A 16,570-nucleotide genomic window follows, 5' to 3' on the forward strand; every position below is an offset into this window, starting at 1 on the left:
TCAGCAACCAAAAGTTTTAAATAGATGAAAACTACCCCTAACTATAAAAGTATGCTACAAAAATTGTTTTTAGTACTAAGTATATTTTTTAATACTATTTTATTTTCACAAACCTATCCTGTTCAGGTTAATACTCAATTAATTCCTCCTTATAGTTTAAAGGTGTCAGATTATGGTACTACCTCAAGCCAAAAATTATTCGTTAACGTATTGCTAACCGATGTTAACGAAGTAGGGCGCAGGGTAAAGCTAAAAATGTATATAGAAGGTCAAGGACTAGCAATTACAACCTCAGACGTAGTTGTAGGTGAACTTCCTGTGTTTTTAGATGGAGGAATTAACTTACGTTTATCTAATTTAGATTTACAATCGCATTTTCAATTAAATAATTTACAAGGTATTACCCCACAGCAATACAACACACCTTTACCAAATGGAGGATATGATTTTTGCTTTGAAGTGTTCGATTATTTTACGGGGCGTAAATTATCAGCAAAAAGTTGTACAACAGTATACTTATTACAAAACGATCCGCCAATATTAAACTTACCGTTTAGAGATAATATTGTTAACGCAACCAACCCGCAAAATATATTATTTACATGGACACCAAGGCACAGTAATGCTACCAATGTACAATATGAGTTTACCTTAAAAGAGTTGTGGGACACTCAAATGAATCCGCAAGCAGCATTTTTAGCCAGCGTACCATTTTATCAAACAACAACATATTCAACCACCCTTTTAGTAGGGCCTGCAGAACCTCAATTAATACCTGGTAAAGTTTATGGTTGGCAAGTGCGCGCGTTTGTAAATAATGGGGTAGATGATATTTCGGTGTTTAAAAATGATGGTAAAAGTGAAATATTTTGGTTTAAATATTTAGAAGATTGTAAGGCTCCAAGCTTTGTAATTTCGCAAGCATTAAATGCACAATCGGTAAAAGTAAACTGGCAAGTGTCTAACCATTTGCGTTATCAAATACAGTACCGTAAACAAGGATTTGGAGACGATGATTGGTTTGAGGTAAAAAGTTACACCAATGAAGGTACTATTTATAACTTAGAACCCGGTACTACTTATGAGTTTAGAGTAGGCGGTGAGTGTACACAACTATCAGGCTTTGCCTATTCAAACATTCAACAGTTTATAACGCCTACTAATGATGAAGCAGCGTATTACAACTGTGGTTTAATGCCCGAAATTAATATTACCAATGATGAACCTTTACCTACTATTGGTATTAATGAAACCTTTACAGCGGGTGATTTCCCGGTAGTAATACGTGAAGTAACGGGTAGTAACGGTTCATTTAGTGGTTGGGGGTATATTACCTTACCGTTTTTAGAGAATATAAAAGAAATTATTGATGCTGCTAATATCGCTTCAGACGGAGCTATTGATATTGGTAAGTACACTCGTGTTAGAGTACAATTTCAAAACGTACAAATTAATACCAGTTACCAGCTAACACAAGGTGTGGTTGAAACAGCTTATGATGCCGATTGGTCAAATATTGTAGATGCAGATGAAGTGATTGATGATATAAAAGAAATAATAGAAGATGTTTTTGGAGAAGAAGAAGAGCAAGTAGCTGATGCATCTGATACAACAACTGATTCTTCAACAGATGAAAATAATGACACCAATACATCAACTGGAGATACTGAAGAAGGTAATACAGCTAATAACTCTGATAATAGCACTTCAAGTACCGACAGTACAAATGATGGAGGTACAACAACTGCAGGTACAGGGCAAGGTTCAGACAATGTAAATACAGGAGATAATCCTTCATCGGGTAATACTTCTTCTGAAGCTTCTGATGAAGTTGTAATAGTACATAACGGTAAAGAGTATATAAATAATGATATTATAGAAATACCTTACTCAGAAGAACAAAATAATGTTGCCTTATTATTAAAAAATTATCCTAAAGAGGCTACAATAAATTGGCAAGTATTTAAGTCTGGTACAGAGGTGACAGCTAATTATGTAGTTAATGAAACTACTCATGATAATTTAGGAATTAACATGAAAAGTGAAATTTTATTAGGTGCTAAGGCAAATTATAATGATAAAGAAATAAAAGTTGTTATAAAGAGAAACTTGAAAGATTTTAAACTAATGGAACTTAGTGCTGTAGCAGTAGAAAATGAAGAGAGAAAAGCTTTATCAGGAGAAATATTATATTTTATTAACCCAACTGGGTTTTCAGAAACTCACAAGAAAGTTAAGTTTGAATCATTACTTGATAATGATTTAGCTGAGGATGAAATATTCTCTCAAAGCTTTGTTTGGAGTTATAAAGATTTAAGTTATGATTATGCTCCTTTCCAAGCCAATGATTTTGGAGTAAAAACCATTGAAAGAAACCTACCAGAAAGTGATAATGTTATAACTACTACATTAGAAGCGGGCTATCCTGAAAAAAATAAAAAAAGTATTGATGTTAAATGGATTGATAAAAATTCTGAAACTAAAAGTCTAGGAAATAAATTAAATAATATTTTAAAAGTTCTTGAAATATTAAATACTGCCTCAGAAAAAATAGGAAAAGTAGCTCCTTGTACTCCTACTACAATAAAAGATTTGGATACAGGAATTAAATTTCAATGGGCAAATTTTAATAAAGAAGATGAAAATTCAAGACATGTTGTTGATGTTGAAAGATTTGAATTTAGTGGAAGTATTTCAGATTTGGCAGGTATAAGTTGTAAAAAAGAATTATCAATTGAGTATTGGAATAGAGAGCTTAGTTTAGGTAAAATTTCTGCAGGCATTTCGTGTGGTTTAAGTGCTTCAATAAAAACGGATAAAAAATATTACCATGAAAATGGAGAACTTTTTAAAGAAGAAAAATTTGGCGATGGGAGCTTTACAATTACTGGTTCTATTACTATTTCTGCTGGTCCAACTATAAAAGATGAAAATGGAGATGTTTTAATAGGGGTTGAAGGTGCTGCTGGTGTACAAATAACAGGAGGAGGAAAGGTAAGTTACCCTTATTCAGACAATGATGATTTAATTGCATTTGAAGCATTCTTAAACCCTTTACAGTATAGTTTTAACCTTACCGTAAAATTAGGGCCTTTAGACAAATCATTCCCTTACAGTGGTAATCTTTGGGACACTCGTTTGTCAAAAGAAGTAATTTTAAATACGAAAACAGGAACAATAGAAGATTAATGATAATAATACCTACAAGTTTAAAAATATTTCTACTTTCAATATGTGGTTTTTTACTATTATTATTTGGCGCTGTTCACACCAAAATGAAAATTAATGAAATACTTTTTTATGGAGAACATATTAATGCAAACGTAGTAAAAATAAAAAGAGAAAGTGCAGATATGAATTATGGTTATAAAGTGTATTTTAAAATAACGTCAAGTTATAATAAAAGAGAATATGAATCAGTGACCATTTTTAACAAATATAATATACCTAGAAATATTAAAAAATTTTATGCTCAAGTTCAAATTAATGATACTCTTAAAATCAAAGTTTTAAGTAATAATACTGCTAGAATTCTGAAATGGAAAGAATTAACAATAAATGAAGATACATTTGATATATTATCACTGTTTAAAATATTAATTTATAATTCATTAGGCATATTTTGTTTATATAATCTTGTTCTAACAATAAAAAAAATAAAAAATGATTAGATATTTATTTATTGTATTATTTTTTTTAATGCAATATAACTTTACTTTTTCGCAACAAACGGATAAATTTAATTGCGCAAGTAACTTATCTTTTAATCTTAATGTGAAAAATTTAAGAGTATTTAGATATAATAATACAATTCTTCCGAAACTACAATCCTTTGAAGAGGTAAATAGTTCTAGTCCTGAAGGTATAATACAGTCTTCTTTATCTGCTTCAAGTATGAAGTGGTATAATTATAATATAGAAGTTAAAAGAAAAGGCAGCACCCAAGATTTTGAGTATATAAGAAAAATTTCACCCAAAAAATTTTATGATGAGCTTTTGTATAAAATTAGTTTTGAGACAAATGGTTTTGAATACGCTATAATTAAATATTATTTTCACAATAATAACAAAATAATGAGTTATTCAGAAGTTATGAAGAAGATAGGAAGTAGATGGTTTATTGTTTCTGAACCTAATTTCTTTGAATTAACATTTTTTATGATGATGGTTGATGTAAATTATATTGACAATATTTTTAAAGGAGTAATTACTAATAACAAAAAATTAAACAACATCATCTCTAAAAATAAAATGGATGTATTAGACTTAAACGGAATTTTATTTGATTTAGCAGAAGGTTTTTCGAATGGAGACAAGGATTTAGAAAAAATACTTGATACAAAAAGAATATTTAAATAAAGAATAATTTTATAATGAAGGCACTTTTTTTAACAATAATGGTTAGTTTTTCACTGAATTTAATGGGGCAAAATTTTGAAGGAAAATTAGTTAATGTAAATTTTAGTTATCCTATAAAGAATGTTTCATATTGTAGTTTTAACAATTATATAATTTCAAAACAAAAGATCGAAAATAATAATTATTTAAAAGATTTGAAAGAAAAATACAGTGATAACTCTTTATTTGAACAAGATTCTTTGTCTTTAGAGGTTTTATCAATGATTAAATTAAACTTTCAAGGCAGAGAAGTAGCCGTTGTTAGTTATAAAGAAGAGAAAGAAAATCAAAAGCTAATTTTTTTTTCTTACGAATCCAAAAAGCTATTAGAATTATTTATTAATATATCTAAGTTGAGTAATAATTCTTTTTGGCAGTTTTATAATGATATTGATGATGAAAAATTCCCAGAAATAAACAAATTAAAACCTTTGGTAAAAGATGCTAATGGAGTACTAAACATAGAAAAACTAGCCCAAGTTATAAAAGATAATAAGGCATCATTACGTAAATATTTAGACGAGTAGTTTTCAACTAAAACAAAATTATTTTGGTAGCTAACCAAGGCAACAAAAAAAGAAAAAGAAAAAGTAAGGTTATAACAATCATGTTTAAAACTGTTGTTATAACGTAGTAATTGTTAGGAGTATAATTGTACATGAAAAAGAAAATAATAAACATACTATTGTTATTAGTAGCTTGTATGGGGTATGGGCAAGAGTATAAGTATTATACTTCTACTACTAATTTCATATCTCTTTCAGCTTCAAATTGTTATGGTGCTAATCCGTTAGCTACAATACAAGCTAAAGGAAGTATTAATATAATTGATGTTAATAATGATACTCTTTCTGAAGAATCAGGTGTGTTTGAATTTGATACAAGACCTGTAAACTATAAAGTTTCATTTGGAAGTTGTCGTTGGTTAGAAGGGCCTAGTAGTGGAAGTACATTTGGTCTAGGAGGGTATACTATAACTATAAATGAAAGTTTAGATTCATATTACGAAATAAAGAAAGGAAATGATGGAACACTGTTTGGAGCTTTGTATTTTGAAAAAAGAGACCTTAGTGAGATTAATGAAATTGAATGTAATGGACTAAATTTAAATGCCACATCATCAGTAGCAGCTTCCGATATCATAGAATGGCAATATTCATTCGATGGAAATTTAGAAACGATAAATAATTCACAAAACAAAAGTTCTGTTTTTATAGACTATGATAACTTTGCAGTTAATTTTTCTGAAAATACAGGAAAAACAATTTTTTTTAGATATAAGTTAGTTGGAGATGTGTTCTCACCTTTAAAAGCTTACACTATTATATCGTGTTCACCTCCATTGATAGGTGTTTTTCCTCAAGAAACAAAATGTGCTTATACTAATGATGGTAGTTTTAGAATAGATTTAAAAAGAGGTTTATATTCCAATGAAAAATTAGCAATAATTTTATATAGGAAAAATGATTTTACAGATGAGTTTGATATAATTTTAGATCAAAATTTGAATATAACTACCTTAGAGAAAATAGATGAAACTACTTATAGACATTCATGGACAAATACTCTTCCCAAGGGTATATATAAGCTAAAATATCAAACAGGAAAGAAAGGATCTGACATAAGTCCTGATGATATTTCATGGAATAGTTTGATTCCTGTAGACTTAGAAATAAAATCCTCAGAAGCTGTAACCTTTTCAATAACAGCCCATGCAGATAAAACCTGTTTTGAGGTAAATGATGGTTTTATAGAATTAAAAGCTAATGGAGAAAGTGGTCGTACATTTTTTTACCAATTACAAAGAGATAATATAATCCAAAATGCTGGAACTAATGGTGGTTGGTTACCCTTTACAGGAGCTAATAATACCACAACTATTAACAGTTTATCCAAAGCAAGGTATACAATAAAAGTTAGAGATTCTAACAGTAATCCTTGTTATGCGAAAGAATAGAGTGTATTTAAAGAAATGAAAAAGTATTTAGTTTTAATTTTTGGTTTAATTCAAATAAAAGTTATCGGACAACAATTGCATGAAAAAATAAAAGTCAAAATTGTTGAATATGGTATCCAAGATGATGCGGATAATTGTGTGCCAATTGTACAGTTAAATGAATATATAGATTTTTCAAAAGAAATGACTATGAATTATACAGGAAATTGTGTCTATGGAGCAGGATGTGATGGTACTACCAAAACGAAATGGGATTTAAAAGATAGTAACAATGATGGATTTCCGGATGTTATTGGCTTTGAACAAGAACAAATATTTGTAGATGATATTAATAGTGGCGGTGGTGGACCTGAGTTTATTAGTAAAAGTGTTACTCGAATTAGAGAGTTTGACAAAGCATTATTTTGTAATGAAATAATAATCATAGATAATACATGTGGAAGTAATATAGAAACATATTATAAAATTCAAATAGAACCAATTATTACAGTAGTACAAGAAACACAAAATGATATTGGTTGTAATGATATTACTATTAATACGAATGGAGTTAGTCAAGGTTTTTCAAGCAATAGTTATGTATGGCAATACCATTTAGGAGATAGTAATTGGGTTGATTTTCCTAGTTCGTATCAAGGAAATAGCTCTTTAACTCTTAATTCGTCATTTTTTAATAATCATTTAGGTAATGTTTTTATTCAAATAAGCTCATGTTCATTAGTTTCCAATGCAGTAGTATATAATGTTATTTCGTGTTCTCCGAACTTTAAGGGTTATTACAATCAAGCTAAAACTTCTTGTTTTTATAAAAACGACGGTAAAATTTCTTTGAAGCTAGATAGAGATTTAGATCCAACAGAACGATTAGTAGTTACCTTATATAGGGTTGATGATAGAATATTAATGGGGCAGGAGGTGAAAGAAGATTCTTTAGAGTTCTTAGATATAGATAATTATATATATGCATGGCCAAATGAGTTGCCTCCTGGTAAATATTATTTTTTATATCAAACACAAAATATAGACCTATCTATTATAGAAGCATCTAATATTGATGATGGTTCCTCATGGGATAAGCTAATCAAAACACCAGATTTTGAAATATTAGCAGCACAAGCTGTTGACTTTGAGGTTGAAAAGTTAAATGATGAAACTTGTTTTGAGAAAGGAGACGGAAGAATTCGGCTTAATATTACCAGTGGGGAAGATAGGAAGTTTTCTTATATAATATATGAGGTGAATGGAAGCAGTGTTAGTTTATATAGAAATTGGACAGAGTTTACAGGAAGAAGTATAATTATTGAAGGCTTAGCTAACAAGAAATTTAGAATAAAAGTTAAAGACAACCAGGGTTGTTTTGCAAAAAAATAATTAAAAAAGAAAAAGTACATTTTAAAAATTAAGATGAGGTATAAACTATTACAAGTATTATTATTTACCATTGCTATATATTCACAAACAACATATTCACAGCAAATAGATTTTGGAAACATTGGTAGAGGAAAACCCTTTAAAGTAAGTGGTAATATTGCGGCTAATTCGGTTTTTTATAATTCTAGTCAAAATACTGCAAGAGCACCATTTACCTATTTTTTACAAGGAAGTTTAAATTTTAACATATACGAATTTTCAATACCAGTAAGTTATAGTTATTCAAATCAAGGAGAAGATTTAGAGTACCAATTACCCTTTAATTTTAACCGATTAAGTTTACATCCAAAATATAAGTGGGTACAAGGGCATATTGGAGATGTGAGTATGAGTTTTTCTCCTTACACACTAGCGGGACATCAGTTTACTGGTGGAGGAGTAGATCTAACACCAAAAGGAGGGTTCACATTCTCTGCAATGTATGGTAGGTTATTAAAAGCTACTGAAGATGATGGTAATGAACAAACGTTACCTGCATATAGAAGAATTGGGTATGGAGCTAAAGTATCATATCAAAAAGAAAAATATAGTATTGATATGGTAGGGTTTTATGCAAAAGATGATATGAATTCAATAAGTAGTATACCGGAAGAAAAACAAATATTACCTAAAGAGAATTTAGTTCTAAGCATTGGAGGGTCGGTAACAGTAATGGAAGGCTTACGATTTAAAGGAGAGTATGCATCAACCGCTATTACACAAGATTTAAGAGCCCAAAAAGTAGATTATAATAATGGTTTAGCAAGCTTACTTTTTAACAATAGAGCATCTACTGAGTTTTATGAAGCTTTTAAAACTGAAATGGAATATAGTTTTGATAAATATCGTTTTGGTGTAGCTTATGAGCGTATAGATCCTGGATACCAAACATTAGGAGCATATTATTTTAATAACGATTTTGAAAATATTACCTTAAATGGAGTTACTTCTTTGTACAACAATAAAATAAACTTGTCTTTTAATATAGGTTTTCAACGTGACGATTTAGCTAAACAAAAACAAACGGCAACTACTAGAACTATAGGAAGTGTAAATGCTACCTATGCCTTAAATAAAAAAGTGAATATATCTGGTAGTTATTCAAATTTTACCACATTTACGAATAACAGATTAGATCAATTTGAAGTTATAAATGATGATAATTTATTAGACAATCAAGATGAATTATTTAACTATAAGCAATTATCACAGAACGCAAATGTAAATGTAAATTACATAATTGAAAGTAGTAAAAAAAGAAGTCAAAATCTTAATGCTAATTATTCACTAGCCACAGTAGCAAATGAAGAAAATGGAGTAGTGCGTTTAGGAAATGGTTCTACTTTTCATAATGTAAATGCTTCTTATACCATAGGTTTACCTGATAAAAAAATTAATATAACTTCAGCAATTAACGGAACATATAATACTATTGGTAGAGATGAATCTCATACTTGGGGACCAACATTGGCCGTTAATAAAAAATTTTTTAAAGACAAATTAAATACAACGTTTAGTACATCATACAACAAATCTAAAAGTGAAACAAGTGAAGCAAGCGCAACTAATTTTAGGGTTAATGCTAATTATGCGTATAAAGAAAAGCACAATTTTAATTTAAATGCTATTCAATTATTTAGAGCGAATACCTCAAGAAATACTCAGGACTTAACTGTAACTTTTGGATATAATTATGCATTTGATTTAGCGAGAAAGAAAAGAGAAAGAAAAAAGAATGACGGAAAGTTTAGTTTTTCTTACAGAGAACATACTTTTTCTGGAGAGCCTAACATGATTACTCCTGAGATTTTAGTTATAGCTAAAAATCAAAGATTTGAAGAGCTAAGAAAAATTGATACTATAAATAAAAAAATAGTAGAGCTTGAGCAAGAGCTCAAAGATGCAGAACTAAAATCTAAAAATAAATATAAAAAACAAGCTATTGCTTATTTGGATTATGTACACAAGCATCAAGATTTTTTAGAGGTATATTATGATTTAGCTTTTGATGGATTAAAAAAATTATACAGTGATGCAAAAAAAATAGAATGGTCTGTTGAAAAAACATATGAAAAGGCATTAGCTGCACAAAAAAAGTATAAAGAAAAAGAAAATAAGAAATTTGATATTTATTTAGAAAAGAAAAAAAACGCTTACTTGGCTAATAAATATATGCTTGAAGAGCTAAAAGATATTAAGTATACAGACTTAAAAGCATCAGAAGGATTGCTATATAATTTCAAAGAAAAACATTTGAATACAGTTTTTAAGATGTTAGATGATGGAAGAACAAAAACGGAAGTTGCTGTTTTCTTAGAAATAATATTTGCTAAAATGTATCATGAAAAAAGTAGAGAGAGGTTTTTTTAGAAACGGTAGTATCAATGAAATAGTAGTATTTAATGTGAAATATTAGAAAATGAAAAAAATAATTATAGTTTTTCTAATTTTTTTAACTAACGAAGTTTGTTTTTCACAAACATATTATCTAAATGTTGATTGGGAAGGTACTTATAGTTGCTCAGGAGGAGCTTATTACTCTGAGTTTTTTCATACAACTACTATTTATGATAGTAATAACAATGTACTAGACCAGGTATCATCAGACGCTAATGTGGTACGAACTTCATATAAAGGGATTTTTGCCACTCGTCCTCATCGAATAAAACATGTTTTCAATTGCCAAGTTTTAGAGGGATCTTATTCTGGATTTACAAATTCAGGTGAAGTAACCTTATCATCAGGCGATTGTGTGAGTAATTCCGCTCAGAATGTAGTAGCAAAATTATCGATTCCTTTAACTACTCTTAATCAGCCTGCAAACAATACATTCTGTAATAAAGGTACTCTTTCGATAGGTGCTCATAATGATTGTAATAGTTACAGATACAGATGGAGGTATTCCACTAATGGTTCATCTTTTCCCTATGTTGGAGTGACGACGATTGGGGGAAGTAATTCCAACCCGAATTTAAGTTCTTTTTTACCAAATGGTTATACTGGAAATCTTTTTGTTAAAGCAGATATAAGTTATGACAATGGTTCCTCATATACGAATGAAACCAATGTCATTACTTATACAATAATACCTTGTTCCCCTCAACTTTTATCTTTTACACCAATAGATACTCGATGCTCCTATTCTGATGATGGAAGTTTTAGTATGATTTTAAACAGAGATTTAGAACTAGGTAAAAAGTTAGTAGTGAGTTTGTTTTATGAATTTGAACCTGTTACAAACCCTAATGTTTTTAATTTGTTAGATCAAAAAGATACTACTGTTCTTACTGATAATGGAGATGGGACTTATACGTATCAATGGCCTAGTGATACACCAATATTTCCAGGGAATTACAAGGTAAGATATCAAACATACGATATTACTACACCTAATCCGATATGGAATAGCTTAGAGGGAACAGAAGATGGATTTACCATTGGTAATCCACCACCAGTAGTTTTTTCAGCAGCAAAAGTTAATGATGTGAATTGTAAAGATAGTAGTGACGGTACAATACAAGTTAATGCTTCTGGAGGTGTTGGTAATTTTAAGTATCAAGTAAATGGAGGCACTTGGATACCTTTTACTTCAAGAAGCACATCAATTATAACAGGCTTATCACAAGGCCTTAAAAAAATGAAGGTAAAAGATGCAAACGGGTGTACTGCAAAAGAATAAATCAAAAAAATTAACTAAGAATAATTTTAATTACTTTCTGTAATTAGGTATTTACTTCCTGATATAATATTTAACAACTCTCATATTTACTGGAATTAGAGCATTTAGGTAACAAGAAGGATACAAAAAATGTATAAAAAGAGTAGAACAAAAACAATTATTAATAAATTTTAAGATCGTTTTCATGAGTAAGGTTCTTAACCTTAAAAGTATGACAGTAAAATGGTTAAGGTTAACTCAAAAAGATAAAAAGTAAACCCAAAAAGAAAATGTTTATAATTAATTATGGAAAGCTGTACTGAGTAGTCTATTGTACAATTATGTTTTTACATTACTTACTACTAATTAATTTTTCTAATTTATTGACATTCTCTTTTATATTAACCGATAATATATCTTTACCATACGAAGTATGATAAACATGAGTAGTAAGAAATCTATGGTTTAATGTATACCAATCGTAATTGTTAAATGTTTTATTTAAATACACTTTCCATTCTTTCCTTAATAACCTTAGCCAATAAAAATAATTAGTGCTTCCAAGGTGTGATAGATCTGCATCACATACTATTTTAGCTAGGAAAGTTGTAGGTTTTTGAGGTGTTTTTGTAGCACTAATACACGTGGTTATTTCATTTATTATATCTGAATCAAGTTGTTTTTCTTTTAAATAGTTTTCAGCAATTCTTACACTGTAATATTCATGATCTAAATATGACTCTAAATAACCGATGTCATGAAACCAAGCAGAAATAATAACAATTTCTCTTTCTGTTTTGGATAAGCAAGCATAATCACATATCTTTTTTGCAGTATTTACAACATATTTGGTATGATAAATACTATGAAAAGTCAACTTATTATTTAGTTGGTTTAGCATTTTAGTAATATCATACTCAACTTTATTTAAAAGCATATCTAACTAAAATTTATATTTATAACCCAATCTAACCACCTGTGTTTCATAATAATCATTACTGGTATAATTAAACGTTTCTCCATTCACTTCTTTTTTAACAACCAGAGTATTAAACAAATCAGTGGCATTTAAGAATAGTTCTCCTTTATTATTTTGAATTGGTTTTTTGATACCAAAATCTATTGAAAAACGAGACTTGATTTTTCCTTGCGGAATAATATCTGGAGCTAAATAAATTGCAGACAATTGCGTTTCTATGTTTTTAGGTAATTTTGCTGAAATATTTAACTTAATATTTCCTGAATACGCTGTTTGTTCTTGTATTGCAATTGTATTTTCTATAGGATATTTATTATTTACGGTAAAAGCATCAATTTTATTATAATATCCGTTCATGTTTAAATTAGCAGACCATACTTCAGACAATTTTTTATTAACCACAATTTCTGCACCAGAATTAAAACTTTTACCAGCATTGTGTGACACATTATAAATTAAGTTAGAATCATCAACTGTAGTTGCTATACGTGTTATGGTTCCATCGGTTATTCGATGATATAATGCTGTATATAAATATCCTTTTTCCCATTGGTTCTTATAACCTAACTCAAATGAATTTGTAAACTGCGGATGCAATGCAGGATTCCCTACTTTAATAATTTCGGCATCGTCATACTTTGGAAAAATACGTATATCTACTTCATCTGGTCTATCTACACGTCTGTTATAAAATGCCGAAAGTCTGTTTTTATCATTAATTTTATAACTAATCCTTGCATTGGGAAATGGTTGAAAATAGTTATAGCCATCACTTTGGTAGGTGTTGTGATTTGGATCTACTTGATACTCTAAATTCACATATTCTACACGTAAACCTGCTTCGGCTTCCCAATTTTCAGTTTCATACGTGTAATTGGTATATACTGCTGGAATAATTTCTCTATATTCTGCTTTACCATCTGCTCCAGTATCTAAAACCGAATTCTCATCGGATGGATTGAATTGCATATCGGTTGGAATGACTCTGTTTCTAAACTTAAATCCTGTTTCTAAAAGTCCGTTTTTTAAAGGTTTAGCATAATCTAATGCCACATCAACTACTTTTTGGTCGGCAATAAGAAAAAACGATTCTTCTGTAACAAAATTGGGTGTAGTATTGGTGAAAAAATATTTTTCGTCCTCTCTATCAAACGTGTAATTGAATGAAGCGTTTAATTTATGACCCGGTTGCGAAAACTTATGCTCAAAATTGGCCGAAAACATTGCTGCGGTTAGCACTTCATCTTCCAAAAACTGCCATAATCGTAATTGTTCTGTTAATTGTTGGTTGTAAAATGGTTGGTCTCCATAATCTTTTATACGTTCTTGACTAAAGAGACCAGAAATTGTTAAGATGTTATCATCGTTTATAAACCAATCCAATCCTGCTTTTGATGTGAAAAAATTGGTGTTACGGTTACGTTTTAATTGTTGATTTATCACCGTTCCATCATCATAACTACGAGTTGTAAACTCATTTTTATTTAGAGTCTCTGTGTATAAATTGTCTGCTTGTAAAAAGAAATTTATGTTTTCCTTTCTGTAATTAAGCGCAACCGACGGATTTATTTTTGGCGTCATTTTGTATTGTGGTCTTATACCTGGTAAATTTTCTTTACGTTTCCATAAAGCTCCCAAACCAGTGGTTATACCTAATGTTCCATTAAACCCGTTTTGATTTTCTTTTTTAAGTATGATGTTGATAATACCTGCATTACCATTGGCATCATATTTTGCAGACGGATTGTTGATGATTTCTATTTTATCAATAGCAGATGCAGGAATGTTATCCAATCCGTTTTGATTGCCAAAACCTGTAATAGCCGTTTGTTTACCATCAATAAGTACCAATACTTGATCGCTACCACGTAATTGTACTTTGCCTTCTTGGGTAGTTATTCCCGGAAGGTTTTTTAAGGATTGTAGCACAGTTCCGCCACTTTGTGAAATATTAGCACTTACAGCATAGGTTTTCTTATCCATTTTACTACTAACCGCATCCTTTTTAGTGGTAATTACTACTTCGTCTAATTGAGATATATCTTCCTCTAAAGAAATGGTGCCCAAATCTAAATATTTTGAATTAGCACCAACATAAATAGTATTTGAATAGGTTTTAAAACCTATATAAGAAACTTCTAAATTATAATTATTAGGAGCTATATTTTCCAATGAAAAAATTCCATTTTCATCGGTAATAACTCCACTCACAAACTCGTTGGTAGTATTGTTATTTTTTAAAACCACGTTAACGTATGGCAAAGGCTCGTTTAAAGAGGCATCAAAAATTTTACCAGATATTGTTACGTTTTGAGTTTGTGACCACGTTATCATAGACCATAAGCTAGTTATGACTATTAGAGCAAATTTAATCTTCATCCGATTCGTTTTCTTCTTCTAATTTTTTAGTTAAGTTTCCGTTTTGATCAATGGTTACTTCATATTCCTGATCTTCTACTTCAATTTCAAATTCATAAGATTTACCTTGTAAAGTTTCTGATATTTCAGCAGTTTCAATATCATAATCTTCAAAGTTTTTATCTAATATTTTTTTAATGTTAGAAGGGATTTCAGCTGTTTTAATTTCATATTCAGTTTCTAGCTATTCGCCTGTATTTGAAAAATTAGCTGAATACTCGATATGGTTCATTTTAAATTCTGCTTCCCATTCATTTTCGTTTTCCTTGCTCCATTCTATTTTTTTGGCATTGGGAAACTTTTTGGTAAAGCTTGAGATTACCAATTGTGGAGTTTTCTTATCATTCTTAGTTTGTGCACAAGATGAAATGGTTACGGCTAAAGCCAATAGTGTAAAAACATTTAATTTTTTCATGATTTATAATTTAAAGTTAAGCATTGATTGAATAACTTTTATTTTTTATAATGTATTTAATAAAACAACATTAGCATTCTAATTGCTATAAGTAATCGTGGTATAGCTTTTATGATTAAATAGAATTATGCGCTTATAGTATTGCTTTTTAAGATTTAATTTGCGCAAACAAAAAGAAAACCGAAAAATATATGAATACTCTATAGCAGCTGTTTTAATAATTGTTATTCAAAGAACGCTGTTTTTTGAACGGTAATTATAGGGAAGAGGTACAGATTAATTAATATGGACGAATTATTAACCTTTCTTTAAAGAGTTTTTAAATTGAGAAGGTGTTAATCCTTTGATTTTCTTAAATGTAGTGTTGAAGGTTGACTTTGAGTTAAAGCCTACCTCATTAGCTATTCCTAATAGTGTTAAATGAGCATATTGGTCGTTTTGTACCTTTTCAATAAAATCGTTTATACGATACTCATTAACAAAATCCAAAAAACTTTTATTAAGGTGAAGATTTAAAACTTCAGAAATATATTGACGAGGAATATTTAATTGCTCTGATACTTTATGAATTGATAGTTTCGGGTTTCTATAAAGTTTATCTTTTTCCATAGCATTTATCAATGCAATTTTATAATCTGAAATTAAAGCATGGTTAAGATTTGATGTTTTATATTTTTTTTGTTTTTTCTTTGGTAAAAACTCATCTGGTTTTGTGGTTGAATAAAACGTTATAAAATAAAACAGAAAGGCTATTATAATTAACATATAGCTGTTATAATATGCGTCATTAGATATTAAAATTGGTTGGACATTAATAAGTAAAAGAATTTCATTAGTATATGCTAAGGTTAATATAAGAACAATAGGTATGGCTACATACAAGATCCAATAAGTACTCTTATTTTTAAATAAATCAATTAACATGTATATTAAGTAACTTAAAAAGGTAAACTCTACCAAAAGTTCTACAATTTCAATAGCTAAATTATTTTCTGAAGTATTAAGTTCTATCAGTTCAATTATTACATAAATTATATTAGGTATAAAAAATAATAGATCTTTTTTATTAAATTTTTCTACACCAGATTTAAAGTACTTAAAAAATAAGAATAAGAATGTACTGAATAAAGTTGTATCAAATAAATACCAATCTGCATGCGTATGAAATAAGTTATTATCATCATCTCCTATGATAAAAAATATAATAGAAATAACAGTAAATGTAAACAACCAAAAAGTTACTTTTTTATATTTATTCTTATTTTGAAATAATAGAAATAATAAAAAGATCCCTTGAACAAGCGCTATTATTTGAATGGTTTTTAACATAAGAAA

12 protein-coding genes are annotated in these 16,570 nt (G+C 29.2%); 8 read left to right on the plus strand and 4 right to left on the minus strand.

Annotation, left to right across the window (positions count from 1 at the left end):
* Positions 1-24 precede the first annotated feature (24 nt).
* From SLH33_RS00920 to SLH33_RS00955, 8 genes are all read left to right on the plus strand, one after another.
* Positions 25-3,189, plus strand: coding sequence for a fibronectin type III domain-containing protein (locus tag SLH33_RS00920; RefSeq protein ID WP_320417178.1), 3,165 nt, complete (start codon positions 25-27; stop codon positions 3,187-3,189).
* The gene (locus SLH33_RS00925) at positions 3,189-3,671 is read left to right on the plus strand and encodes a hypothetical protein (protein WP_320417179.1); all 483 of its coding nucleotides are present in this window, start codon (positions 3,189-3,191) and stop codon (positions 3,669-3,671) included. The genes SLH33_RS00920 and SLH33_RS00925 overlap by 1 nt, the downstream gene beginning before the upstream one ends.
* A gap of 103 nt (positions 3,672-3,774) precedes the next feature.
* A complete protein-coding gene (locus tag SLH33_RS00930; RefSeq protein ID WP_320417180.1) occupies positions 3,775-4,359 on the plus strand; it encodes a hypothetical protein in 585 nt (194 codons plus the stop codon).
* 14 nt (positions 4,360-4,373) lie between these two features.
* Positions 4,374-4,925 carry a hypothetical protein gene (locus SLH33_RS00935; RefSeq protein ID WP_320417181.1) on the plus strand — a complete coding sequence of 184 codons (552 nt, stop codon included), beginning with the start codon at positions 4,374-4,376 and terminating at the stop codon, positions 4,923-4,925.
* Between the two features lie 131 nt (positions 4,926-5,056).
* Entirely contained in the window at positions 5,057-6,355 is a 1,299-nt protein-coding gene (locus SLH33_RS00940) for a hypothetical protein (RefSeq protein ID WP_320417182.1), read from the plus strand.
* Positions 6,356-6,370: 15 nt separating this feature from the next.
* Complete coding sequence (locus tag SLH33_RS00945) at positions 6,371-7,726, plus strand: hypothetical protein (protein ID WP_320417183.1); 1,356 nt, start codon at positions 6,371-6,373, stop codon at positions 7,724-7,726.
* Between the two features lie 33 nt (positions 7,727-7,759).
* The gene (locus tag SLH33_RS00950) at positions 7,760-10,135 is read left to right on the plus strand and encodes a hypothetical protein (RefSeq protein ID WP_320417184.1); all 2,376 of its coding nucleotides are present in this window, start codon (positions 7,760-7,762) and stop codon (positions 10,133-10,135) included.
* Positions 10,136-10,184: 49 nt separating this feature from the next.
* Entirely contained in the window at positions 10,185-11,444 is a 1,260-nt protein-coding gene (locus SLH33_RS00955) for a SprB repeat-containing protein (protein WP_320417185.1), read from the plus strand.
* 331 nt (positions 11,445-11,775) lie between these two features.
* Here SLH33_RS00955 and SLH33_RS00960 read toward each other — a convergent pair whose 3' ends face one another.
* The 4 genes from SLH33_RS00960 to SLH33_RS00975 all read right to left on the minus strand — a co-directional run bounded on the left by SLH33_RS00960 (position 11,776) and on the right by SLH33_RS00975 (position 16,564).
* On the minus strand, positions 11,776-12,360 hold the full coding sequence (locus tag SLH33_RS00960; RefSeq protein WP_320417186.1) for an HD domain-containing protein: 585 nt from the start codon (positions 12,358-12,360) through the stop codon (positions 11,776-11,778).
* 6 nt (positions 12,361-12,366) lie between these two features.
* Positions 12,367-14,736, minus strand: coding sequence for a TonB-dependent receptor domain-containing protein (locus tag SLH33_RS00965; protein WP_320417187.1), 2,370 nt, complete (start codon positions 14,734-14,736; stop codon positions 12,367-12,369).
* 268 nt (positions 14,737-15,004) lie between these two features.
* Positions 15,005-15,235, minus strand: a complete 231-nt coding sequence (locus SLH33_RS00970; RefSeq protein WP_320417188.1) for a hypothetical protein — start codon at positions 15,233-15,235, stop codon at positions 15,005-15,007.
* A 297-nt stretch (positions 15,236-15,532) separates the two neighbouring features.
* A complete protein-coding gene (locus SLH33_RS00975) occupies positions 15,533-16,564 on the minus strand; it encodes a helix-turn-helix domain-containing protein (RefSeq protein WP_320417189.1) in 1,032 nt (343 codons plus the stop codon).
* Between the last annotated feature and the right edge of the window lie 6 nt (positions 16,565-16,570).

It is taken from the genome of Tenacibaculum sp. IB213877 (assembly GCF_034043975.1).
In the GTDB taxonomy this organism is placed as follows: domain Bacteria; phylum Bacteroidota; class Bacteroidia; order Flavobacteriales; family Flavobacteriaceae; genus Polaribacter.